This is a genomic window from Microbacterium sp. MPR-TSA4, from assembly GCF_058792815.1.
Map to the genome: position 1 here is coordinate 1 of NZ_JBXAFF010000025.1, position 20,621 is coordinate 20,621.

Consider the following 20,621-nt stretch of genomic DNA (forward strand, 5'->3'; position numbering starts at 1 on the left):
TCCGGCAGCCGTCGAGAAACCATCCCCGACGCGAGACATCACCTCTGCACGTCTTTCTCGCGTCGGGGCTGGTTTCTCGCGGGGATGCCGCGGGTGCATAGCAACTCCGCGCGCCCCCGTCCAGACCCACCGCCCGACACCCCGGTGCGAGGATCCGCCCCCTAGGCTGATCTCGTCACGGGGCGGTCTCGTCACGGTGTGGCAGCGATGTCACCGAGCGATGTCATCGAACAGGGAGTCGCACATGCAGTCATGGCCAGGATCCGCGTACCCGCTCGGGGCGACCTTCGACGGCAGCGGAACCAACTTCGCCCTCTTCAGCGAGGGCGCGGAGCGGGTCGAGCTCTGCCTGTTCGGTGACCGGGGCAAGGAGACGCGCATCGAGATGCGCGACGTCGACGCGTTCGTCTGGCACGTCTACCTGCCGACCGTGCAGCCGGGCCAGCGCTACGGCTACCGCGTCCACGGGCCGAACGACCCGGCGAACGGCCAGCGCTTCAACCCGAACAAGCTGCTGCTCGACCCCTACGCGAAGGCCGTCGAGGGTCAGGTGCAGTGGGGCCAGGAGGTGTTCGGCTACGACTTCGGCGACCCCGACTCCCGCAACGACGAGGATTCGGCGCACGCGATGATGAAGGGCGTCGTCGTCAACCCGTTCTTCGACTGGGCCGGCGACCGGCAGCCGAAGACGCCGTATGCCGAGACCGTCATCTACGAGGCCCACGTGAAGGGCCTCACCGAGCTGCACCCGGAGATCCCCGAGGAGATCCGCGGCACCTACAGCGCGATCGCGCACCCGGCGATCATCGAGCACCTCAAGCACATCGGCGTCACGGCCATCGAGCTCATGCCGGTGCACCAGTTCGTCAACGACTCCACGCTGCAGGAGAAGGGTCTCAGCAACTACTGGGGCTACAACACGATCGCCTTCCTCGCCCCGCAGAACACCTACGCCTCGACCGGCCAGCGCGGCCAGCAGGTGCAGGAGTTCAAGAGCATGGTGAAGGCGCTGCACGCCGCCGGCATCGAGGTCATCCTCGACGTGGTCTACAACCACACCGCGGAGGGCAACCACCTGGGCCCGACCCTCTCCATGCGCGGCATCGACAACGAGGCGTATTACCGCCTCGAGGCCGACGACAAGCGGTACTACACCGACTACACCGGCACCGGCAACAGCATGAACGTGGGCAACCCGCACACGCTGCAGCTGATCATGGACTCGCTGCGCTACTGGGTGCTCGAGATGCACGTCGACGGCTTCCGGTTCGACCTCGCCGCGACCCTCGCCCGCGAGTTCTACGAGGTCGACCGGCTCGCGGCCTTCTTCGAGATCGTGCAGCAGGATCCGGTGATCTCGCAGGTCAAGCTCATCGCCGAGCCGTGGGACATCGGCCCCGGCGGCTATCAGGTGGGCAACTTCCCGCCGCAGTGGACGGAGTGGAACGGCAAGTACCGCGACACCGTCCGCGACCTGTGGCGCGGCGAGCCGGCCACCCTCGGCGAGTTCGCGTCGCGCCTGACCGGCTCGGCGGACCTCTACGAGAACTCGGGGCGGCGACCCGTGGCATCCATCAACTTCGTCACCGCCCACGACGGCTTCACGCTCCGCGACCTCGTGTCGTACAACGAGAAGCACAACGAGGCCAACGGCGAGGACAACAACGACGGCGAATCGCACAACCGGTCCTGGAACTGCGGCGTCGAGGGCCCCACCGACGACCAGGGCGTTCTCACGCTGCGCGCCCGCCAGCAGCGCAACTTCCTCGCGACCCTGCTGCTGAGCCAGGGCGTGCCGATGATCTCGCACGGCGACGAGCTCGGACGCACGCAGGGCGGCAACAACAACGGCTACGCGCAGGACAACGAGATCACGTGGATCGACTGGAGCCACGTCGATCAGCCGCTGGTCGAGTTCACGGCGGCGCTCGCGCGCCTGCGCCGCGAGCACCCGACCTTCCGGCGCAGCCGCTTCTTCGACGGGCGCCCCGTCCGCCGCGAAGAGGGGGCTCCGCTGCCGGACATCGCGTGGCTGCGTCCCGACGGCACCGAGATGCAGCCGGAGGACTGGGAGTCGGGCTTCGGGCGCGCCGTCGGCGTGTTCCTCAACGGCGCCGGCATCCGTGAGCGCGACCGGCGCGGCGAGCAGATCGAGGACCGCCACTTCTTCATCCTGTTCAACGCGGGTGACGAAGGGCTCGAGTTCACGATCCCGCGCGCCGAGTTCAGCCCGAAGTGGGAGATCGTGGTCGACACGACCGGCCAGCTCACCGACACGTACCCGCGCAACGGCGGAGAGGCCATCGAGCTGGCGGGGCGCTCGCTGATCGTCCTGCGCGACTATCAGGAGGAGAAGCCCGACGTCGACCATTCGGTCGCCGCGTCGCTCGCGGCCCTCACGGTGCCGATCGACATCGTCCGCTCTCCCGCGCCGCAGGCCGAGCTGCCGCACTGATCATGTCGGATGCCACGGCGCCCCGCCCCGCCTCGACCTACCGCCTCCAGGTGCGGGCGTCGTTCGACCTGGATGCCGCGGCCACCGTCACCGGCTATCTGCGCGACCTCGGCGTCGAGTGGGCCTACCTGTCACCGATCCTGCAGGCGGCGGCCGGCTCCGACCACGGCTACGACGTCGTCGACCCCACGCGCGTGGACGCCGACCGCGGCGGTCCGGGCGGGCTGTCGCGTTTCGTCGCGGCGGCACGTGACGCCGGTCTCGGCATCCTCGTGGACATCGTGCCGAACCATCAGGGCGTCGCCGACCCGACCGAGAACCCGTGGTGGTGGGACGTGCTCACCCACGGGCGCCGCTCGGCCCACGCGGCCGCGTTCGACATCGACTGGGAGCACGGCGCCGAGCGCGTCGTGCTGCCGGTGCTCGGCGGGACGCTCGACGAGGTGCTCGGTCGCGGCGAGATCGAGGTGGCACCGCCGGCAGGCGACGACGACGGTTTCGGCACGGCGCGCTACTACGAGCTCGTGCTGCCGCTGGCCCCCGGCACCGCGCCGCTGCACGCGACGACCGACCGCCTCGCGGTGCGCGACGTGCTGGAGCGGCAGCACTGGCGGGTGACGTCGTGGCGGCGGGATGCCGAGGAGCTGAACTACCGGCGCTTCTTCACCGTCACCTCGCTCGCGGGGGTACGGGTGGAGCTGCCCGAGGTCTTCGCCGCGTCGCACGGGGAGATCCTGCGGTGGGTGCGCGAGGGGCTCGTCGACGGGCTGCGCATCGACCACCCCGACGGCCTCGCCGATCCGGGCGGCTACCTCGACGCGCTCGCCGCGGCGGTCGCGGACGCGCGGGAGGCGCGTTCCGATGCGCTGCGCGTGCTCGACGACCGACACGTGGGCGCCTCCCGCTCGGCGGGGGAGGAGGCTGCTTCCCGGTCGTTGAGCGAGGCGCGCAGCGCCGCGTCGAAGCGCATCCCCGTCTACGTCGAGAAGATCCTCGAGCCGGGGGAGGAGCTGCCCGGCTGGTGGGCCACCGACGGCACCACCGGCTACGACGCCCTCGGCGAGATCGACCGGGTGCTCGTCGACCCCGCCGGTGCGCCGGCGCTGACCGCGCTCGACGAGCGCTTGCGCGGCGGGCCGGGGGACTGGCACGACATGATCGCCGGCACCAAACGCGAGATCGCCGACACGTCGCAGGCCGCCGAGGTCGGTCGCCTCATCCGCTGCCTGCCGGACGCCGTGCGCGCCGACCTCGGCGACGCCCGTGCGCGTGACGCGTTCGCGGAGCTGCTCGCCGCCTTCCCCGTCTACCGCGCGTACCTCCCGGCCGGCCGCGAGCTGCTGGCGGATGCCGTGGCCACGGCATCCGCGCGCCGGCCCGACCTCGCCGATGCCCTCGTCGCGCTGGCGGAGGTCGTCGCCGATGCGGACGCCGAGCTGTCGCGGCGCTTCATGCAGACCACCGGCCCGGTGACCGCCAAGGGCGTGGAGGACCGCGCGTTCTACCGGTACACGCGGCTGACGTCGCTCACCGAGGTCGGCGGCGATCCGTCACGGTTCGCGCTCGACGTCGCCGGACTCCACGCCGCGTTCGCGCGTCGCCAGGCCTCGTGGCCGCACACCCTGACGGCCCTGACGACGCACGACACGAAGCGCTCCGAGGACGTGCGGGCGCGCCTCTCGGTGCTCGCGGAGATCCCCGGTCGCTGGGCCGAGGCGCTGGACGCGCTCCGTGCGACGGCATCCACCGGCGACGGCCCCCTCGATGCGCTCCTGTGGCAGGCGGTGATCGGCGCGTGGTCGGACGACCCCGCCCTGCCCGAGCGCCTGCACGGCTACGCCGAGAAGGCGGCCCGCGAGGGCGGGGTGGGTACGAGCTGGACAGACCCCGACGAGGCCTTCGAGGCGCGGGTCCACGGGCTCGTGGATGCCGCGTTCGCGTCCGCGCGGCCGACGGTCGAGGCGCTCGTCGCCGAAGCGGTGGAGGCGGGCCGATCGAACTCCCTGTCGGCGAAGCTGCTGCAGCTGGCCGGACCCGGCGTGCCCGACGTCTACCAGGGCACGGAGCTGTGGGACCTCTCGCTCGTCGACCCCGACAACCGCCGCCCCGTCGACTTCGCCGGCCGCCGCGCGTTGCTCGCACGGCTCGACGACGGGTGGATGCCGCCGCTCGACGGCACCGGCGGCGCCAAGCTCCTCGTCGTGTCGCGGACCCTGCGGCTGCGCCGCGACCGGCCCGACCTGTTCACGCGGTACACGCCGCTGCCCGTCGTCGGCGCGGCATCCGCGCACGCCGTCGCGTTCGACCGGGGCGGTGCGATCGCGGTGGCGACGCGTCTGCCCGTCGGGCTCGCGGCGCGCGGCGGCTGGGGCGACACCGCGGTGCTGCTGCCCGCGGGGCGCTGGCGCGATGCGTTCACGGGCCGCGAGCTCGCCGGCGGGGCCGCGCCCCTGGCCGCCGTGCTCGCCGACCTGCCGGTCGCGCTGCTGGTCGCGGGCGACTGACCGCTCGGCGCGGACGGGGCCGGGGCGTTTCGACTCGCGGCTGCGCCGCTCGCTCAACGACCGGGGCTGAGGCGGGCGCCGGTCGTCGAGCGAGCGCGGAGGGTTGTTCCCGCCGGTCGTTGAGCGAGCGCGGAGGGTTGCTCCCGCCGGTCGTTGAGCGAGCGCAGCGAGTCGAAACGCAGCGCTCCCCGCCGGTCGTCGAGCGAGCGCAGCGAGTCGAAACGCAGCGCTCCCCGCCGGTCGTTGAGCGAGCGCAGCGAGTCGAAACGCAGCGCTCCCCGCCGGTCGTTGAGCGAGCGCAGCGAGTCGAAACGCAGCGCGTATGACGTTTCGTGACGAACGCTTACGCCCCGTGACCGGCGACTGGCTCCGCCCTCGGGTCGCATGGTGGGCTGGATCATCCCGAACACCGCAGCGCCATCCGGCGCATCCCAGGAGACCACCATGTCCCGATTCACCCGCACGGCCCTCGCGGCGGCATCCACCGTCGCCGTGGTCGCCCTCCTCGCCGGCTGCGCCTCCGGCGCCTCCGCTCCGTCCGCCTCGGACGGCAGCGGCGAGCCGAAGACCGGCGGCACCCTGACCTACCTCGAGCCGCAGACCTGGACGACGCTGTATCCGCCGTCCGCGGGCTTCTACCCCAACGGCGGCATCGTCAACAACATCACCGACCGTCTGCTCTACCAGAACCCCGAGACGCTCGAGCTCGAGCCGTGGATCGCGACCGACTACAAGGTCAACGACGATGCGACCGAGTACACGTTCGATCTGCGCACCGACGTCACCTACTCCGACGGCACGCCGCTGACCGCGGCCAACGTCGTCAAGAACATCGACCTCTACGGCAAGGGCGACAAGGGTCGCGCCCTGACCGTGTCCGAGGCGATCAACAACTACGACCACGGTGAGGTCACCGGCGAGCACACGGTCGTCTTCCACTTCACGGCGCCGTCGCCCGGATTCGCCCAGGCCGTCTCGACCATCAACTCGGGGCTGCTCTCCGACGCGACGCTCGACCGCACGAGCGAGCAGTTCGGCCCCGGCAACGCCACCAAGATCATCGGCAGCGGCCCGTTCGTCATCTCCGACGAGCAGATCGGCACGCAGACCAGCGTGACCGCGCGCAAGGACTACAACTGGGCGCCGCCGTCGCTGAAGCACCAGGGCGCCGCCTACCTCGACGGCATCGACTACGTCGTCGCCGCCGAGAACAGCGTGCGCGTCGGAACGGTCGTCGCCGGCCAGGCCGACATCGCCCGCAACATCCCCGCGCCCGACGAGGCCCAGTTCGCGGCCGGCGGCCTGTCGCTGCACGCCGCCGCGACCAACGGCGTCAACAACGGCCTGAGCTTCCGCTTCCGCGAGCCGCGTCTGGCCGACGTGCGGGTGCGCCAGGCGATCATCGCCGGCATCGACCGTCAGAAGATCGTCGACACCCTGTTCACGAAGAACTACCCCCTCGCCACCGGTGCGCTCGCCACGACCGCCCTCGGCTACGTCGACACCTCGTCGTACTACACGTACGACCCGGAGAAGGCGGCCACCCTGCTCGACGAGGCCGGCTGGACGCTCGGCTCCGACGGCATCCGAGCGAAGGACGGCGAGAAGCTGACGCTCTCCTTCAACGAGGCGCTGCCGCAGCCGCGCTCCAAGGAGGTCGTGACCCTCATCCAGGAGCAGCTGGGCAAGCTCGGCATCCAGGTGTCGCTGTTCGCGGGCGACATGGCCGCGCAGACCAAGGCGTCGACCGATCAGAGCACGATCCAGGTGTACCACTCGATGGTCGGCCGCGCGGACTTCGATGTGCTGAAGTCGCAGTACTTCTCCAAGAACCGCAACACGCTGCTCAACCTCAACCCGGCCGACGGCACCGTCGGCGACCCGGAGCTGGACACGCTGCTGCAGGCGATCGCGTCCGAGCCCACGACGGCCGAGCGTCAGGCGGCGTCCGAGGCGGCGCAGAAGTACCTCGCCGAGAACGCGTACATCCTGCCGATCTTCGAGGAGCCGCAGGTGTTCGGCCTGACCGCCAAGGTGCAGGGCTTCGAGACGGAGTCGGTCGGTCGCCCGACGTTCTACTCGACCTGGCTCGCAGGCTGAGAACCCGGTTCCCGGACCGGTTCACGGAGAATCCATGTCGTACGTCCTTCGTCGTGTGGGCCAGGCGGTGCTCGTCCTCGCTCTGGCCTACACGGCGGCCTATCTGCTGCTGGCGGCCCTCCCGGGCGATGCCGTCATCGCCCGGTACGGGAGCCCCGAGCTGGGGCTCACCCCCGAGCAGATCGAGGCGATCCGCCAGTCGCTGGGTGCCGATCAGCCGCTCATCGTCCAGTACTTCCGCTCGATCGCGGGCTTCCTGACGGGAGACTTCGGCTACTCGGTGGCCAGCGGCGCGGCCGTCTCCGACCTGGTCGCCACCGCGTTGCCGCCGACGCTCACGCTGGCCGTGCTCGGCCTCGCGCTCGCGGTCTTCCTGGCGGTGACGATCGCGTTCACCGCGACGTACGGCGCCGGGCGGGCGCTGCGGCGCGTCTTCCGCAGCATCCCCCCGCTGTTCGTCTCGCTGCCGGTCTTCTGGATCGGCATCATCCTGATCCAGGTCTTCTCGTTCCGCCTCGGGCTCGTCCCGGTGATCGGGGCCGACCCGGTGCAGGCGCTCATCCTGCCCGTCATCACGCTCGCGATCCCGATCGCCGCTCCGCTGGCGCAGGTGCTCATGCGCTCGATCGACGAGGTGCGCGAGCAGCCGTTCGTCGCGGTCGTCCGCGCCCGCGGCGCGAGCACGCCGTGGTTGCTGTGGCGCAACGTCGCCCGCAACGCCCTCCTGCCGACGCTCACGATGGCGGGCCTGCTGTTCGGCGAGCTCGTCGGCGGCGCCGTCGTCACCGAGACGGTGTTCGCGCGGGCCGGCATCGGCCAGCTCACCGCCCAGGCCGTCGCGAACCGCGACACCCCGGTGCTGCTGGCCGTGGTCGTGATCTCCACCGTCGCCTTCGTCGTCATCAACCTGATCGTCGATCTGCTCTACCCCGTGCTCGACGCGCGGCTGCGCACCGCCGGCCGCACCCGCGGCGGCGCGAGCGCGGCCGATGAGACGGATGCCGCGGAGCGCGCCGTCGACGAGCGCCTGGATGCCGAGGTCGGCGAACCGGTCGGCGCCGCAACCCGAGGAGAGACCCGATGACCGCGCTCGCCACCACCGCCGGCCTCGCCGGCGACACGGCACCCGGCGGCTCCGGCCCCGGCGCTCCCGCCGCCGATCGCCGCCTCCGCTGGCGGAGCCTCCTCTCGCGCGCCGGCTTCGTCGTCCCGGCCCTCGTGATCGTCGTCGCCCTGCTGTGGGCGCTGTTCCCGAGCCTGTTCACGAGCCAGAACCCGACGGAGACCGTCGCGCCCGCGCTGCAGGCGCCGAGCGCCGAGCACTGGTTCGGCACCGACGCCACGGGCCGCGACCTCTACGCCCGCGTCGTCTACGGCGCGTCGCAGTCGATCATCGGCGCGCTCGTCGCCGTGCTCGTCGGACTCATCGTGGGAACGGCCATCGGACTGGCGGCCGGCGCCCTCGGCGGGCCCGTCGACGAGGTGCTCATGCGCGTGGTCGACGTGCTCCTCGCGATCCCGGCCCTGCTGCTGTCGCTGAGCGTGGTCATCCTGCTCGGCTTCGGCACCACCAGCGCCGCGGTGGCAGTCGGTGTGACGTCGATCGCCGTGTTCGCGCGTCTCGCGCGCTCCCGCGTGGTCAGCGTGCGCGTCACCGATTTCGTCGAGGCCGCCTACGGCTCCGGCGGCACCTTCTTCGGCGTGCTCTGGCGGCACATCCTCCCCAACTCGCTGACCCCGGTGATCGCCCTGGCCGCTCTGCAGTTCGGCTCGGCGATCCTGCAGATCTCCACCCTCGGCTTCCTCGGCTACGGCGCTCCGCCGCCCACGCCCGAGTGGGGTCTGCTCATCGCCGAGGGGCGCAACTACGTCGCGACGGCCTGGTGGCTGACCGTGCTTCCGGGTCTCATCGTCGTGTTCGTCGTGCTGGCCACCAACCGCCTCAGCCAGGCCCTCAGAGGAGGGGATGCCGCGTGAGCGCGCAGCCGCTGCTGTCCATCCGCGACCTGGCCGTGCAGTACCGCACCCGCCGGGGCCCCGTCGACGCCGTGCGCGGCGTCTCGTTCGATGTCGAGGCGGGGTCGGTCACGGCGCTCGTCGGCGAGTCGGGCTCGGGCAAGACCACCGTGGCGCAGGCGGTCATCGGCCTCCTGGCCGGCAACGGCCGCGTGGCCGGCGGCAGCATCCGCCTGTCCGAGCGCACGGACGGACCCACCGAGCTCGTGGGACTGTCGGAGCGGCGGTGGCGGCACCTGCGCGGACGCTGCATCGCGCTCATTCCGCAGGACCCGGGCAACTCGCTGAACCCGGTCGCGACGATCGGCTGGAGCGTCGCGGAGGCGCTGCGCATCCACGGCTGGAAGGATCGCGCCAAGATTCAGACGCGCGTCATCGACCTGCTCGAGCGCGTCGGCATCGACGACCCCGAGACCCGCGCGCGCCAGTACCCGCACGAGCTGTCGGGCGGGATGCGCCAGCGCGTCCTCATCGCGGCGGCTCTCGCGCTGCAGCCCGAGCTGATCATCGCCGACGAGCCCACCAGCGCGCTCGACGTGACGGTGCAGCGGACGGTCCTCGACCTGCTCGATGAGCTCCGGGCCGAGACGGGCACCGGCATCCTCTTCATCACGCACGACCTCGCCGTCGCGGCCGATCGTTCGGATGCGCTCGTGGTGATGCGCGCCGGTCAGGTGCAGGAGGCCGGAGCGACGGCCGCGGTCCTCGCGGCGCCCGCATCCGCGTACACCCGCACCCTCCTCGCCGATGCGCCGTCGCTCGCGCGCGTCGTCGACCGGGTCGCCCCGGATGCCGCGGCCGGCGCTGACACGCTCGTGGAGGTCTCCGCGCTCACGCAGGAGTTCCGCCGCGCGGGACGCTCGCCGCTGCGGGCGGTCGACGACGTGTCGTTCACCGTCGCCCGCGGCACGACCCACGCGCTCGTCGGGGAGTCGGGCTCGGGCAAAACCACCACGGGACGCTCGATCGCGGGCTTCAACAGCCCGACGCGCGGGACCATCCGCGTCGGCGGCACGGAGGTCACGGCGCTGTCGGGCGGGCGCGCGCGGCGCGCGTTCCACCGCACCACCCAGCTCGTGTACCAGAACCCGTACGCGTCGCTCGATCCGCGCCAGAGCATCGCCGACATCCTCGCCGAGCCCCTGCGCAACTTCGGCATCGGCTCGCGCGCCGACCGCGCCGACCGCGTGGCGCACCACCTCGAGCTCGTCGCGCTCGCGCCCGAGATCGGGGCGCGGCATCCGCGGGAGCTCTCCGGAGGGCAGCGCCAGCGCGTCGCGATCGCCCGGGCGCTGATCGTCGAACCCGAGCTGGTCGTGCTCGACGAGGCGGTCTCGGCGCTCGACGTGACGGTGCAGGCGCAGATCCTGCGGCTGCTCGCGCGGCTGCAGAGCGAGCTCGGCCTCACCTACGTGTTCATCTCGCACGACCTCGCCGTCGTCCGCCAGATCGCCGACACCGTCTCGGTGCTGCGCCGCGGCCGCCAGGTCGAGCACGGCGCCGCCGCGACCGTCTTCGACCGTCCGCGGCACGAGTACACCCGCGAGCTGCTCGCCGCGATCCCGGGCGCATCACTGCGCGAGGAGACGGCGACGCCCCCCGACCCGACCGCCCCCCGCAAGGAAGAGGTACCCGCATGAGCGGCCCCCGTCTCGGCTTCTTCAGCCGCGTGCTCGAAGAGGCGTCCGCCGCCGACCGCTACCGGTTCGCGATCGAGCAGATCGCCCAGGCCGAGCGCAGCGGCTTCGCGTCGGCCTGGGTCGCGCAGCACCACTTCGGCGAGCACGAGGGCGGGCTGCCCTCGCCGTTCGTGCTGCTGGCCGCCGCGGCGGAGCGCACGAGCCGCATCGCGCTGGCGACCGGCGTCGTCACGCTGCCCCTCGACGACCCGCTGCGGGTCGCGGAGGACGCCACCGTGCTCGATCAGCTGAGCGGCGGGCGCGTGCAGCTGGGTCTGGCCACCGGCGGCACGCCGTCGTCGTTCGCGGCGTTCGGGCGGGAGTCCGACCGGCGGCGGGAGATCTTCGCCGACCACCTCGACGTGCTCCTCGACGCACTCGAGGGCCGCGGCGTCCGCGGCACCGACTCGCACATCTACCCCTCCGCGGGCGACCTGTCGGCGCGCATCTGGCAGGCGACCTTCTCGGTCGACGGCGGCCGCCGCGCGGGCGAGCGGGGCGACGGCCTGCTGCTGTCGCGCACGCAGCCGCGCACGCCGGAGGCTCCCGACGCGCCGCTGCACGAGCTGCAGCTGCCGATCATCGAGGCGTACCGCGCCGCCCTGCCCGAGGGTGCGCCCGTGCGCATCCTCGCGTCGCGGACCGCGCTCGTCGTCGATCCCGAGGACCGCACGCGCGCCCTCGAACTGGCCGGCGACGGCCTGCGCCACCTCGCCCGCACGATGTTCGGCATCGACACCGACGGGGTCTCGCTCGACGAGCTCGTCCGGATCACCGACACCCATGTGGGCACGGTCGACGAGGTCGTGGCGTCGCTGTCGGCCGACCGGACGCTGCCGGCGGCCAGCGACGTGTCGTTCCAGGTGCACTCGATCGCGGCGACCCACGAGCTCACGCTCCGCTCGCTGCAGCTGCTCGCCGACGAGGTCGCTCCGCGCCTCGGCTTCACCGTCGGCCCCGACGCCGCCGCCGACCTCCATCGCGCGCACCGGCCGCTCGCCCTCGCCGGCACCCCCACGGAAGGAATCGCATGAGCACGCCCACCGCCGACATCATCGACCTGCTGGCCGGCATCGCGCCGGGCGACGCACTCGCCGCCGTGCGCGATCAGCGCGCGCAGGCGCGGGAGAACGCGCAGCGCAGCTTCGAGGCGCTCCTCGAGCCCGCCGACCCGGGCACCTTCCCGCTCGCCGAGCGGTACGCGGTGGCCTCCTTCGTCTCGCAGCTGCACGGGTTCGCCGAGGCGACGGCGTTCTACGGCGACCTCCTCGGCGACGAGGCCCCCGCGCTGACCTCCGTCGTCGCGGCGGCCGCGGCCTCCGCCGCCGCGACCGGGCCGTTCGGCGCCTACCGCGAGCCGCGTCTGCAGGGGGAGTCCACCGACGGCGCGCGCTGGACACCCGACGCGGCGACCGCGGAGGCGCTCCAGACGCGACTGGCGGCCGCCTTCACGCACACGCACCTGCTCGTCTTCCGTCCGCGCGAGGCCCGCGCCGAGGCGATCCAGGCCCTCGTGGATGCCGGATGGAGCCCCGACGACATCGTGTCGCTGTCGCAGCTCGTCGCGTTCCTCACGTTCCAGTTGCGGGTCGCGTGGGGGCTGCGCACGCTCGCCGCGGCCTCCGTCGCCGTTCCCGCCGCCGTGTCCGAAGGAGCCTGACATGACCGACACCGTCACCACGTACCCCGACCTCGCCCGCCCCGACGCCTTCACGCAGCAGGGGCTCGGCTGGGTGCCGTGGCTGCTGCCGGTGGCCGAGGACGAGCTGACCGACGCGCAGCGCGACGCGCTCATCGAGCCCGCGCGCGCGAAGATGCCGTACTTCCGACTGCTCGCACGCGACCCCGAGGCGCTGCGCGCCCGCACGCTCACCGACCTCGACATCTTCTACAACGTCTCCGGCGGCATCGGGCGCGCCGAGCGGGAGCTGGCCGCCGCGGCCACCTCGCGACACAACGGCTGCGTCTTCTGCGCCTCCGTGCACGCCGCCTCCGCCACCCGCGAGTCCGGTCGCGAGGCCGACGTGCAGCGCCTGCTCGACGAGGGCGTGGAGGCCGACCTCGGCGACGAGACGTGGAACGCGGTGGTCGCGGCATCCGTGGCGCTCGCCGACACCCCGCTCGCGTTCGGCGAGGCCGACATCGCGCGCCTGCGGGATGCGGGCCTCGACGACGCCGAGATCGTCGACGTCATCGGCGGCGCCGCGTTCTTCAACTGGGCGAACCGCCTCATGCTGTCGCTCGGCGAGCCCGAAGTGCCCGCGCGACGCGCCGCGACCCGATAGACGTTCCACCCCGATAGCGAGGACATCCATGAGCATCCCCACCCTTCTCGACCACGTCGTCATCGCCGGCCCCGACCTGGCCGCCCTGGTCGACTGGTTCGCCGAGCGCACCGGTGTCGTCGCCGCGCCCGGCGGCGCGCATCCGACCGGCACCGCCAACGCGCTCGTCGCGCTCACCGTCGACGGCAGCCGCGGCCCGCAGTACATCGAGCTGATCGGCCCGAACCCGGCACGACCCGAGCCGGAACTGCCGGAGACCTTCGGCATCGCCACCCTCGCCGCGCCCCGCGTGCAGGCCTACGCGGTGCACCCGTCCGACATCGAGGCGACGGTCGCCACCGCCCGCGCCGGTGGCTACGACCCGGGTGACGTCAGCGACCTCTCGCGGCGCACGCCCGACGGAACGCTGCTGGAGTGGCGGCTCACCCGCGGGGAGAACCGTCGCATCGACGTGCCGTTCCTCATCGACTGGGGCACGACCCCGCAGCCGGGCCTCAGCGACATTCCCACCATCGAGCTGGTCTCGCTCGTGCGCACCGAGCCCGACCCGGCGCCGCTGCAGGCGATCCTGGGCGCGTACGGCCTGGGCGACGGCGTCGCGGAGGTCGTGGCGGGCGAGGAGTCGGGGTTCCGGCTCACGCTGCGCCGCGCCGACGGCGAGCTCGTCGAGCTGTGAGCGCCGACGCGGAGATCGCGGACGCCGTCGAGCGGCTCCGCCCCGAGCTGGAGCGGCTCGCGCGCGAGCTCTACGACGAGCCCGAGATCGGCTTCGAGGAGCACGCGTCGGTCGCCCGCATCGCGTCGCTGCTGGCGGCACACGGTGTGGATGTCGAGGTCGGCGCCTTCGGCCTCGACACCGCCCTGCGCGCGAGTACGGCCGCGGCGGCCGCGGCATCCGGCCCGCACTTCGCGATCATCGCCGAGTACGACGCCCTGCCGGGCATCGGCCACGCCTGCGGGCACAACGTGATCGCGGCCGTCGCCGTGGGCGCGTACCTCGCGGCGGCGCCGGTGGTCGCCGGCCTCGGCGGGCGGTTGTCGCTCATCGGCACCCCCGCCGAGGAGAACGGCGGCGGCAAGGAGCTCATCATCCGCGCCGGCGGCTTCGACGACGTCGATGCCGCGGGCATGGTGCACCCCTCGAGCGGATCGGGCACCAGCTCGGTGCTCGGCCAGCGCACCACCGGGGTGCGGCGGGTCGCCGTGACCTATCACGGCCGCGCCGCGCACGCCGCGGGGGCGCCGTGGCTCGGCCGCAATGCGCTCGACGGCGTCGTGACGGCGTACCAGAGCATCGCGCAACTGCGCCAGCACATCCTGCCGACCGACCGCCTCCACGGCATCATCACCGACGGCGGCGCCGCGCCCAACATCGTGCCCGAACGCGCCTCGGCGCTGTTCTACGTGCGGTCGGCCGACGTCGCCGCGCTCCGCGAGCTGACCGACCGCGTCGTCGCGGTGCTGGAGGGTGCTGCGCTCGCCACGGGAACGCGCGCCGAGATCGACGTCGACCCGGTCCCGCCGTACCTGCCGCTGCAGACGAACACCGCCCTCACCTCGCGCTGGGTGGATGAGTTCGCCGCACGCGGGCACGAGGTCCCGCCGCCGGCCGAGCCGCCGCAGGGCGGACCGTCGACCGACATGGGAAACGTCAGCCGGCTCGTGCCGTCGATCCACCCGTCGCTCGGCCTCGGCGGACCCGACGACGTCTTCCCGCACAACGCGGCCTTCGCCGACCTCACGGTGCTGCCGGCCGCGACCGACGCGCTCGTGGATGCCGCGGCCGCCCTCGCCGCGACGGCCGTCGCCTACGCGGCCGACCCCGAGCTGCGCGCCGCGGCGGCGGCGGAGTTCGCGGCATCCGGCGGCCCCTCCCGCTGGGCGGACTGAGCGCGCTGCGCGGACACGGACACGCGAAGCGACGACACCGGGCCCCGTGGTGCGGGGCCCGGTGTCGGAGTCAGGAGGTCGCGGAGGTGGTCCGGAACGGCGCGAGCAGGGCGCTCCAGCCCGCGGTCAGCTGGGCGTACTCCTCCGGACACCCGGCGGCGCGGTCGCCGTCGAGGACGCCGTCGGTGACGAGGTAGTCGTAGCGGTCCGGGGCGGCCCCGTAGACGTAGCAGAGGAAGTTCGCCGACCTCTGCGCGTCGAGTCCGTGCGTGTCGGAGAACGGGAGCTCGTCGATGGTCGTGACCGCCTGCGCCCGCAGGTAGTAGAGCTTCGCCACCGTGATCAGCGAGTCGGTGTCGGCCTCGGTGCCGGTGAGCGCGTAGACGGAGAACTGGTCGGCCACGTCCTCCTCCCGGCCCGTGAATGCGAGGTCCAGCTCGGCCAGCAGGGCGTGGCCGCCCTCGTGGAAGAGGACCTCGCGAGCGCTCTCCAGCAGCTGCGTGTCGATGTCCGCGTCGGCGGTGCCGTCGGCGCGCAGTGAGACGCGCTCGCTCGCGGGCAGTTCGTAGCACACGGTGATCGTCGAGTCCTGCGCCGTGTAGAACGCGTTGGCGTCCTGGCACTCCTTCGCGACGAGGGTGATGTCCTTCGGCAGGCGCACCGTCTCCTCCATCCACGCGGCGAAGGCTTCGAGGAGCCCGGCATCCTGCAAGAGGCGTCGTTCGGTCTCGTTCTCCGGTGTCGTCGTCGCCGCGTAGTCGACGACGACGTGGCCGGCAGACGCTGCCCCGCTCGCCGCGGCGCCGGGGTCCGGCGCCGTGCATCCGGCCAGCAGGGCCGTCGCGGCGGCGAGGACACTCACGATGCGGGCGCGGCGGGAGAGGAGACGAGGGTGCACGGGGAGCATCCTCGCAGAGGACCGCTCGTGGGGCGAGGTCAAGGGGTCACGGCGATCTCGTCGCGACCGGCAGGATGGTCGCATGACGATCGAGGTGTGGGCGCCGCGCGCGGCGCGGGTGCGACTGCGGCGACCGGGGCTCGACGACGTCGAGCTGACCGCGGGGGAGGCCGGCTGGTGGACGGCTCCGCTGACGCTGGCGTCCGGCGACGAGTACGGTTTCGTGCTCGACGACGGCGCCGTGCGCCCCGACCCGCGCTCGCGGCGTCAGCCGCGGGGCGTGCACGAGCTCTCGGCCTGGGACGACCCGGCATCCTTCGCCTGGACCGATGCGGCCTGGACCGGCCGTCAGCTCGCCGGGGGACTCGTCTACGAGCTGCACGTCGGCACCTTTACACACGAGGGCACGCTGGATGCCGCGATCGGGCGCCTGCCGCACCTCGTCGACCTGGGCGTCACGCACGTCGAGCTGCTGCCGGTGAACGGCTTCAACGGCACGCACAACTGGGGCTACGACGGCGTGCTCTGGTACACGGTGCAGGAGGACTACGGCGGGCCGGAGGCGTACCGCCGCTTCGTCGACGCGGCGCACGCGGCGGGCCTCGCGGTCGTGCAGGACGTCGTCTACAACCACCTCGGCCCCTCGGGAAACTACCTGCCCGAGTTCGGGCCGTACCTGCGTGACGGGCAGAGCACGACGTGGGGATCGAGCGTCGACCTCGACCAGCGCGCGGTGCGCGACCACATCATCGACAACGCGCTGATGTGGCTCGGGGACATGCACGTCGACGGTCTGCGCCTGGACGCCGTGCACGCCCTGCACGAGTCGGCCGCAAGCCCCGTGCACATCCTGCGGGAGATCGCCGAGCGGGTCGACGCGCTGTCGGCCCACCTCGGCCCGCCGCTGACGCTCATCGCGGAGAGCGACCTCAACGACCCGGTGATGATCCTTCCGCGCGAGGCCGGCGGCTACGGGCTCACCGCGCAGTGGGTCGATGACTGGCATCACGCGGTGCACGTCGCCCTCACCGGGGAGACGGAGGGGTACTACGCCGACTTCGCCGACCCGCAGGCGCTGCCGAAGACGTGGACCGGCGGCTTCTACCACGACGGCACGTTCTCCTCGTTCCGGGATCGCGACTGGGGGGCGCCGATCCCCGCCGCGGTGCCGTCATGGCGCCTGGTGACCTTCGCGCAGGATCACGACCAGATCGGCAACCGCGCCGCCGGCGACCGGCTCAGCCAGTCGCTGTCGGCGGAGCGCCTCGAGGTGGCGGCGGTGCTGACGATGACCGCCCCCGGCACGCCGATGCTGTTCATGGGGGAGGAGTGGGGGGCCTCGACGCCCTGGCAGTTCTTCACCTCGCATCCCGAGCCCGAGCTCGCCGCCGCGACCCGCGCGGGCCGCACGGCGGAGTTCGCGCGGATGGGCTGGGACGAGGCGCTCGTGCCCGACCCGAACGATCCCGCGACGTTCGAGCGGTCGAAGCTGGACTGGGCGGAGCCCGGCGCCGGCGTGCACGCGCGACTGCTGGAGCTGTACCGGGCGCTGTCGCGGCTGCGGCGAGCCCGCCCCGAGCTGACCGATCCGGATCGCCGCGGGCACGGGGCCGAGAGCGCCGGCCCCGGACGGTGGGTGCTCCGCCGCGACGCCGCGGCCGTCTACGTCAACCTCTCGCCCGAGCCGTGGAGCATCGACCTCGACGGGCGCGAGGTGTGGCTCGCCACGTCCGGCGCCCCCGCGGGCGCTGCGGACGCCGGCGCCCTCGCGCTCCCGGCGGACACCGCCGCGGTCGTCGGCCCCGTGTCTCGCTGACCGCCTGTGTCTCGCTGACCGCCGGTGTCTCGCTGATCGCCGGTGCGCCGGGCGCCGTCGCGGTGCCTGTCAAGGGCCTGGCGCACGGCGGCATCCCTCCATACCGTGAATGGCATGGACACTTCTCGCGGCACGCAGAGCCCCACGGGCGCCGACCTCGCGCGTCAGATCGTCGTCATCTCCGCGGTGGTCTTCATGATCATCGCCGCGATGGTGGGGACCGGACTGTTCGGCGGCACGAACGTCCGCGACCTGCAGGGCGGCGCACTGGATGCCGATGCGACCGTGCTCGCGCCGGCGACGCCGGCGTTCTCGATCTGGTCCGTCGTCTACGTCCTCATGGTCGCCTACGCCGTCTGGCAGGCCCTGCCCGCACAGCGCGGGCGGGAGCGCCAGCGGCGCGCGGGGTGGTGGATCGCGCTCACCGCCGTCCTCAACGGCGGCTGGCTCCTCGCGGCGCAGTTCCTCACGCTGCCGGCCACGGTGATCGCGATCATCGTGCTCCTCGTCGCCCTGGGGGCGACGCTGCGGGCTCTCGTGCGGACGCCTCCGGAGACGTGGGCCGATCGACTGCTCATGGACGGCACCGTCGGCATCCACCTCGGCTGGGTGAGCCTCGCGACGGTCGCCAACATCACGGCCTGGCTGGCCGCGGACGTCGTGCCCGCGATGGATGCCGACAGTCAGCAGCTGTGGGGCGTGATCGTCCTGGTGGTCGTCGCCCTCGTCGGTGTCGCGGTCGCGTTCGGATCGGGCGGACGCATCGCCCCGGCGCTCGCGATGTCGTGGGGCCTCGTGTGGATCGGGATCGCGCGCACGAGCGGCGAGCCGCACGCCCCCGCGGTCGCGACCGCGGCCTTCGTCGTGGCCGGCGTCGTGCTGGTCTCGGCGATCGCGGCGGCAGGTCGCCGACGCGCGGTCGCCGCGACCATCGGGGACTGACGGGCGCTCCGGCGACGAGGGTCGCGCGTCAGAACGTCTGCGAGAAGGCGCGGAGGATGCGCATCGGCTCGGTGAGCGTGGCGGCGAGCACCAGCCCGGCGATGCGGTCGTAGTCGTGGGCCGCGAAATAGCCGTCGTCGCGGTAGACCGCCATGCGCTCCGTGAAGGCGCGACCGGTGGGCTCGGGGTGGAACTGGGTCGCGTAGAGCGTGTCGCCCAGGCGATAGGCCTGCACGGGGCAGGCCTCGTTGGTCGCGAGCAGCACCGCACCCTCCGGCATCCGCCCCGTTCCCTCCTTGTGCGCGGTGAGCGCCGAGAAGGTGGGCGCGAGGGCGCCGAACAGGCTGTCGCGGCGGGCCTCGTCCGTCAGGTTCACGACCGTCGGTCCGGTGTCTTCGGGGTAGGCGCGCGTGACCTCCCCGCCGAGTGTGCGGGTCGCGACGCCGATGCCGTAACACGTGAAGAGGGCCGCGGTCTCCCCGGCCGCCGCCGCCTCCGCCAGGCGCGCCAGGTCGGCTTCGAGACGTCGCTGCGCCGCGGTCTTCGCCGATTCGGGGTCGGTCACGTTGAACGGGCTTCCCCCGACGACGGCGCCGCGCCACCGGACGGCGGCATCGGCCGGCCACGGGTCGCGGACGAGGTCCCACCGTTGCAGATCGCCTTCGTCGAGGTGCATGGCGAGACGGAACGATTCGTACTCGGCGGCCGCCGCGCCCTGCTGGGGGCGCGCACACACGTAGACGAGCGGAGCCATGCGGAGAGTCTAGGCGGCGACGCCGCGACGCGGCCGCGTGTGACGTCAGCGCGACGAGTTGGCGGTGCGTCCGCGCACGATCCCGATGAACGCGTCGACGAGCGCTCCGTTGTCGCCGTCGGCCGACACGGGCCACGCGAGGGCCACGATCGACACCGGTCCGCCGACGAGGGGGCGGAACGTGGCGTCCTTGCGGTGGTGCAGCCGCGCGAGCGACATCGGCACGATCACGACGCCGACCCCCGACGCGGCGATCGCGATCGCCTCGCCGACGCTCTCGGGCGCCGCGAACCGGGGAACGAGCGCTCCGGGCACCGCGATCTCGACGGGCGGATGCTGCGGCGCGATGACGACCTCGCCGTCGAGGTCGTCGAGCGTGAGCTCGTCGGCCGCCGTCAGATGCGAGTCGGCGGCGCACACCACCACCGGCACCTCGTCGTACAGCTCGATGACGTGCAGCCCTGCGCGATCCAGCGGGAGGCGGACGAGGGCGGCGTCGACGGATGCCGAGGCGACCGCCTCACGCTGATCGGCGATGCCCAGGGGTACCAGGTCGACCGCGACACGCGGCATCCGCTCACGCCAGCGGTCGATCCAGGTGCCCGGCGTCGCGCCCTCGATCGCGCCGAGTCGGAACGTGCCGTGCGGCTCGACGGGCGGCGGGGGCGGTGCGGGCCTCTTCTGCGGCGGCTTCTTGGCCGCGCCCGCGGGAGCTCCGGACGTGCGCCCCGAACCCGGGCGGGCGGGTCTGCCCCCGCGCCGGTTCGCGCGTCCCGCACCACTGCCTGCCATGCAGGCCAGCGTAGCCGGGTGGGCCGGCGGACGACACGGGACGGGCGGGTGTCAGGCGGCCAGGCGCAATCCGCGGCGGTCGGTCGCGACGCGCTCGCCGTCGGCGATCTGCTCGTCGTCGCCGATGAGCGATCCGCCCGCGACGCGCGCGTGCGCGCCGACGACGGTGCGGACACCGATCTTCGCGCGCGGGCCGATGGCCGCGCCGGATCCGATGTGCGCGTGCGGGGCGATCTCCGCGTCGGGGCCGATGACCGCGTCGGGCTCGATCCAGACGCCGCGGCCGATGTGGGCGCCCGCGGCGATCTGCGCGCCCGGTTCGACATACGCGCCCGCTTCGACGAGCGCGGAGGCGTGCACCTTGGCGCCGTTCGCGACCAGGCCGCGGCCGTTGACGTGCTTTCGATAGCGGAGCGTCTGCCCGCGATCGTCTTCGATGTCGATGTAGTTCTTACCCACGAATCCCTCCTGGTGATCGCAACGGCGTCGG

The 20,621-nt window shown here is 72.9% G+C and carries 18 protein-coding genes; 13 read left to right on the forward strand and 5 right to left on the reverse strand.

Annotation, left to right across the window (positions count from 1 at the left end):
• The first annotated feature begins 244 nt into the window (after positions 1 to 244).
• Both glgX and treY read left to right on the forward strand, forming a co-directional pair.
• A complete protein-coding gene (gene glgX, locus AC1Q49_RS11025) occupies positions 245 to 2,455 on the forward strand; it encodes a glycogen debranching protein GlgX (protein WP_101306927.1) in 2,211 nt (736 codons plus the stop codon).
• Between the two features lie 2 nt (positions 2,456 to 2,457).
• A complete protein-coding gene (gene treY / locus AC1Q49_RS11030) occupies positions 2,458 to 4,959 on the forward strand; it encodes a malto-oligosyltrehalose synthase (RefSeq protein ID WP_492492165.1) in 2,502 nt (833 codons plus the stop codon).
• A gap of 53 nt (positions 4,960 to 5,012) precedes the next feature.
• On the opposite strand, the gene AC1Q49_RS11035 is transcribed toward treY, so the two are convergent.
• Positions 5,013 to 5,405, reverse strand: a complete 393-nt coding sequence (locus AC1Q49_RS11035) for a hypothetical protein (RefSeq protein ID WP_492492167.1) — start codon at positions 5,403 to 5,405, stop codon at positions 5,013 to 5,015.
• On the opposite strand from AC1Q49_RS11035, the gene AC1Q49_RS11040 reads away from it, so the two are divergent.
• The 9 genes from AC1Q49_RS11040 to AC1Q49_RS11080 are packed head-to-tail and all read left to right on the forward strand — an operon-like array spanning position 5,404 to position 14,929.
• Positions 5,404 to 7,059, forward strand: a complete 1,656-nt coding sequence (locus AC1Q49_RS11040; RefSeq protein ID WP_060958402.1) for a TIGR04028 family ABC transporter substrate-binding protein — start codon at positions 5,404 to 5,406, stop codon at positions 7,057 to 7,059. The genes AC1Q49_RS11035 and AC1Q49_RS11040 overlap by 2 nt on opposite strands.
• A 34-nt stretch (positions 7,060 to 7,093) precedes the next feature.
• Positions 7,094 to 8,143, forward strand: a complete 1,050-nt coding sequence (locus tag AC1Q49_RS11045; protein WP_060958357.1) for an ABC transporter permease — start codon at positions 7,094 to 7,096, stop codon at positions 8,141 to 8,143.
• Positions 8,140 to 9,036: an ABC transporter permease gene (locus AC1Q49_RS11050; RefSeq protein ID WP_061782447.1), complete on the forward strand. Its 897-nt coding sequence runs from the start codon at positions 8,140 to 8,142 to the stop codon at positions 9,034 to 9,036. The genes AC1Q49_RS11045 and AC1Q49_RS11050 overlap by 4 nt, the downstream gene beginning before the upstream one ends.
• Positions 9,033 to 10,715 (forward strand): dipeptide ABC transporter ATP-binding protein, encoded by a 1,683-nt coding sequence (locus AC1Q49_RS11055; RefSeq protein ID WP_492492170.1) that lies wholly within the window; start codon positions 9,033 to 9,035, stop codon positions 10,713 to 10,715. Before AC1Q49_RS11050 ends, AC1Q49_RS11055 begins: the two co-directional genes overlap by 4 nt.
• A complete protein-coding gene (locus AC1Q49_RS11060) occupies positions 10,712 to 11,788 on the forward strand; it encodes a putative FMN-dependent luciferase-like monooxygenase (protein ID WP_492492172.1) in 1,077 nt (358 codons plus the stop codon). Before AC1Q49_RS11055 ends, AC1Q49_RS11060 begins: the two co-directional genes overlap by 4 nt.
• Entirely contained in the window at positions 11,785 to 12,414 is a 630-nt protein-coding gene (locus AC1Q49_RS11065) for a CMD domain protein (RefSeq protein ID WP_492492174.1), read from the forward strand. Before AC1Q49_RS11060 ends, AC1Q49_RS11065 begins: the two co-directional genes overlap by 4 nt.
• Before the next feature lies 1 nt (position 12,415).
• Positions 12,416 to 13,039 carry an alkylhydroperoxidase domain protein gene (locus AC1Q49_RS11070; RefSeq protein ID WP_061782443.1) on the forward strand — a complete coding sequence of 208 codons (624 nt, stop codon included), beginning with the start codon at positions 12,416 to 12,418 and terminating at the stop codon, positions 13,037 to 13,039.
• Positions 13,040 to 13,067: 28 nt separating this feature from the next.
• Positions 13,068 to 13,715 carry a VOC family protein gene (locus AC1Q49_RS11075; protein ID WP_060958363.1) on the forward strand — a complete coding sequence of 216 codons (648 nt, stop codon included), beginning with the start codon at positions 13,068 to 13,070 and terminating at the stop codon, positions 13,713 to 13,715.
• Positions 13,712 to 14,929, forward strand: coding sequence for an amidohydrolase (locus AC1Q49_RS11080; RefSeq protein ID WP_492492177.1), 1,218 nt, complete (start codon positions 13,712 to 13,714; stop codon positions 14,927 to 14,929). Before AC1Q49_RS11075 ends, AC1Q49_RS11080 begins: the two co-directional genes overlap by 4 nt.
• Before the next feature lie 70 nt (positions 14,930 to 14,999).
• Here the strand turns inward: AC1Q49_RS11080 and AC1Q49_RS11085 are convergent, their stop codons facing one another.
• Positions 15,000 to 15,827 carry a DUF4344 domain-containing metallopeptidase gene (locus AC1Q49_RS11085; RefSeq protein ID WP_492492179.1) on the reverse strand — a complete coding sequence of 276 codons (828 nt, stop codon included), beginning with the start codon at positions 15,825 to 15,827 and terminating at the stop codon, positions 15,000 to 15,002.
• Positions 15,828 to 15,909: 82 nt separating this feature from the next.
• On the opposite strand from AC1Q49_RS11085, the gene treZ reads away from it, so the two are divergent.
• Positions 15,910 to 17,643, forward strand: coding sequence for a malto-oligosyltrehalose trehalohydrolase (gene treZ / locus AC1Q49_RS11090; RefSeq protein WP_492492181.1), 1,734 nt, complete (start codon positions 15,910 to 15,912; stop codon positions 17,641 to 17,643).
• Between the two features lie 114 nt (positions 17,644 to 17,757).
• Positions 17,758 to 18,585 carry a TspO/MBR family protein gene (locus AC1Q49_RS11095; RefSeq protein WP_492492183.1) on the forward strand — a complete coding sequence of 276 codons (828 nt, stop codon included), beginning with the start codon at positions 17,758 to 17,760 and terminating at the stop codon, positions 18,583 to 18,585.
• Positions 18,586 to 18,613: 28 nt separating this feature from the next.
• Here the strand turns inward: AC1Q49_RS11095 and AC1Q49_RS11100 are convergent, their stop codons facing one another.
• The 3 genes from AC1Q49_RS11100 to AC1Q49_RS11110 are packed head-to-tail and all read right to left on the reverse strand — an operon-like array spanning position 18,614 to position 20,590.
• Positions 18,614 to 19,339: a glutamine amidotransferase-related protein gene (locus AC1Q49_RS11100; protein WP_060958367.1), complete on the reverse strand. Its 726-nt coding sequence runs from the start codon at positions 19,337 to 19,339 to the stop codon at positions 18,614 to 18,616.
• Positions 19,340 to 19,384: 45 nt separating this feature from the next.
• Positions 19,385 to 20,131, reverse strand: a complete 747-nt coding sequence (locus AC1Q49_RS11105) for a LysR substrate-binding domain-containing protein (protein ID WP_492492185.1) — start codon at positions 20,129 to 20,131, stop codon at positions 19,385 to 19,387.
• A gap of 51 nt (positions 20,132 to 20,182) precedes the next feature.
• Positions 20,183 to 20,590 carry a transferase gene (locus AC1Q49_RS11110; protein WP_061782438.1) on the reverse strand — a complete coding sequence of 136 codons (408 nt, stop codon included), beginning with the start codon at positions 20,588 to 20,590 and terminating at the stop codon, positions 20,183 to 20,185.
• Positions 20,591 to 20,621: the final 31 nt, after the last annotated feature.

Bases quoted from the DNA above. Each gene is read 5' to 3' on its own strand.
- treY (WP_492492165.1), top strand. From the start codon at position 2,458: ATGTCGGATGCCACGGCGCCCCGCCCCGCCTCGACCTACCGCCTCCAG.
- AC1Q49_RS11050 (WP_061782447.1), top strand. From the start codon at position 8,140: ATGACCGCGCTCGCCACCACCGCCGGCCTCGCCGGCGACACGGCACCC.
- AC1Q49_RS11075 (WP_060958363.1), top strand. From the start codon at position 13,068: ATGAGCATCCCCACCCTTCTCGACCACGTCGTCATCGCCGGCCCCGAC.
- AC1Q49_RS11045 (WP_060958357.1), top strand. From the start codon at position 7,094: ATGTCGTACGTCCTTCGTCGTGTGGGCCAGGCGGTGCTCGTCCTCGCT.
- treZ (WP_492492181.1), top strand. From the start codon at position 15,910: ATGACGATCGAGGTGTGGGCGCCGCGCGCGGCGCGGGTGCGACTGCGG.
- AC1Q49_RS11060 (WP_492492172.1), top strand. From the start codon at position 10,712: ATGAGCGGCCCCCGTCTCGGCTTCTTCAGCCGCGTGCTCGAAGAGGCG.
- AC1Q49_RS11095 (WP_492492183.1), top strand. From the start codon at position 17,758: ATGGACACTTCTCGCGGCACGCAGAGCCCCACGGGCGCCGACCTCGCG.
- glgX (WP_101306927.1), top strand. From the start codon at position 245: ATGCAGTCATGGCCAGGATCCGCGTACCCGCTCGGGGCGACCTTCGAC.
- AC1Q49_RS11100 (WP_060958367.1), bottom strand. From the start codon at position 19,339: ATGGCTCCGCTCGTCTACGTGTGTGCGCGCCCCCAGCAGGGCGCGGCG.
- AC1Q49_RS11070 (WP_061782443.1), top strand. From the start codon at position 12,416: ATGACCGACACCGTCACCACGTACCCCGACCTCGCCCGCCCCGACGCC.
- AC1Q49_RS11105 (WP_492492185.1), bottom strand. From the start codon at position 20,131: ATGGCAGGCAGTGGTGCGGGACGCGCGAACCGGCGCGGGGGCAGACCC.
- AC1Q49_RS11040 (WP_060958402.1), top strand. From the start codon at position 5,404: ATGTCCCGATTCACCCGCACGGCCCTCGCGGCGGCATCCACCGTCGCC.
- AC1Q49_RS11065 (WP_492492174.1), top strand. From the start codon at position 11,785: ATGAGCACGCCCACCGCCGACATCATCGACCTGCTGGCCGGCATCGCG.
- AC1Q49_RS11035 (WP_492492167.1), bottom strand. From the start codon at position 5,405: ATGGTGGTCTCCTGGGATGCGCCGGATGGCGCTGCGGTGTTCGGGATG.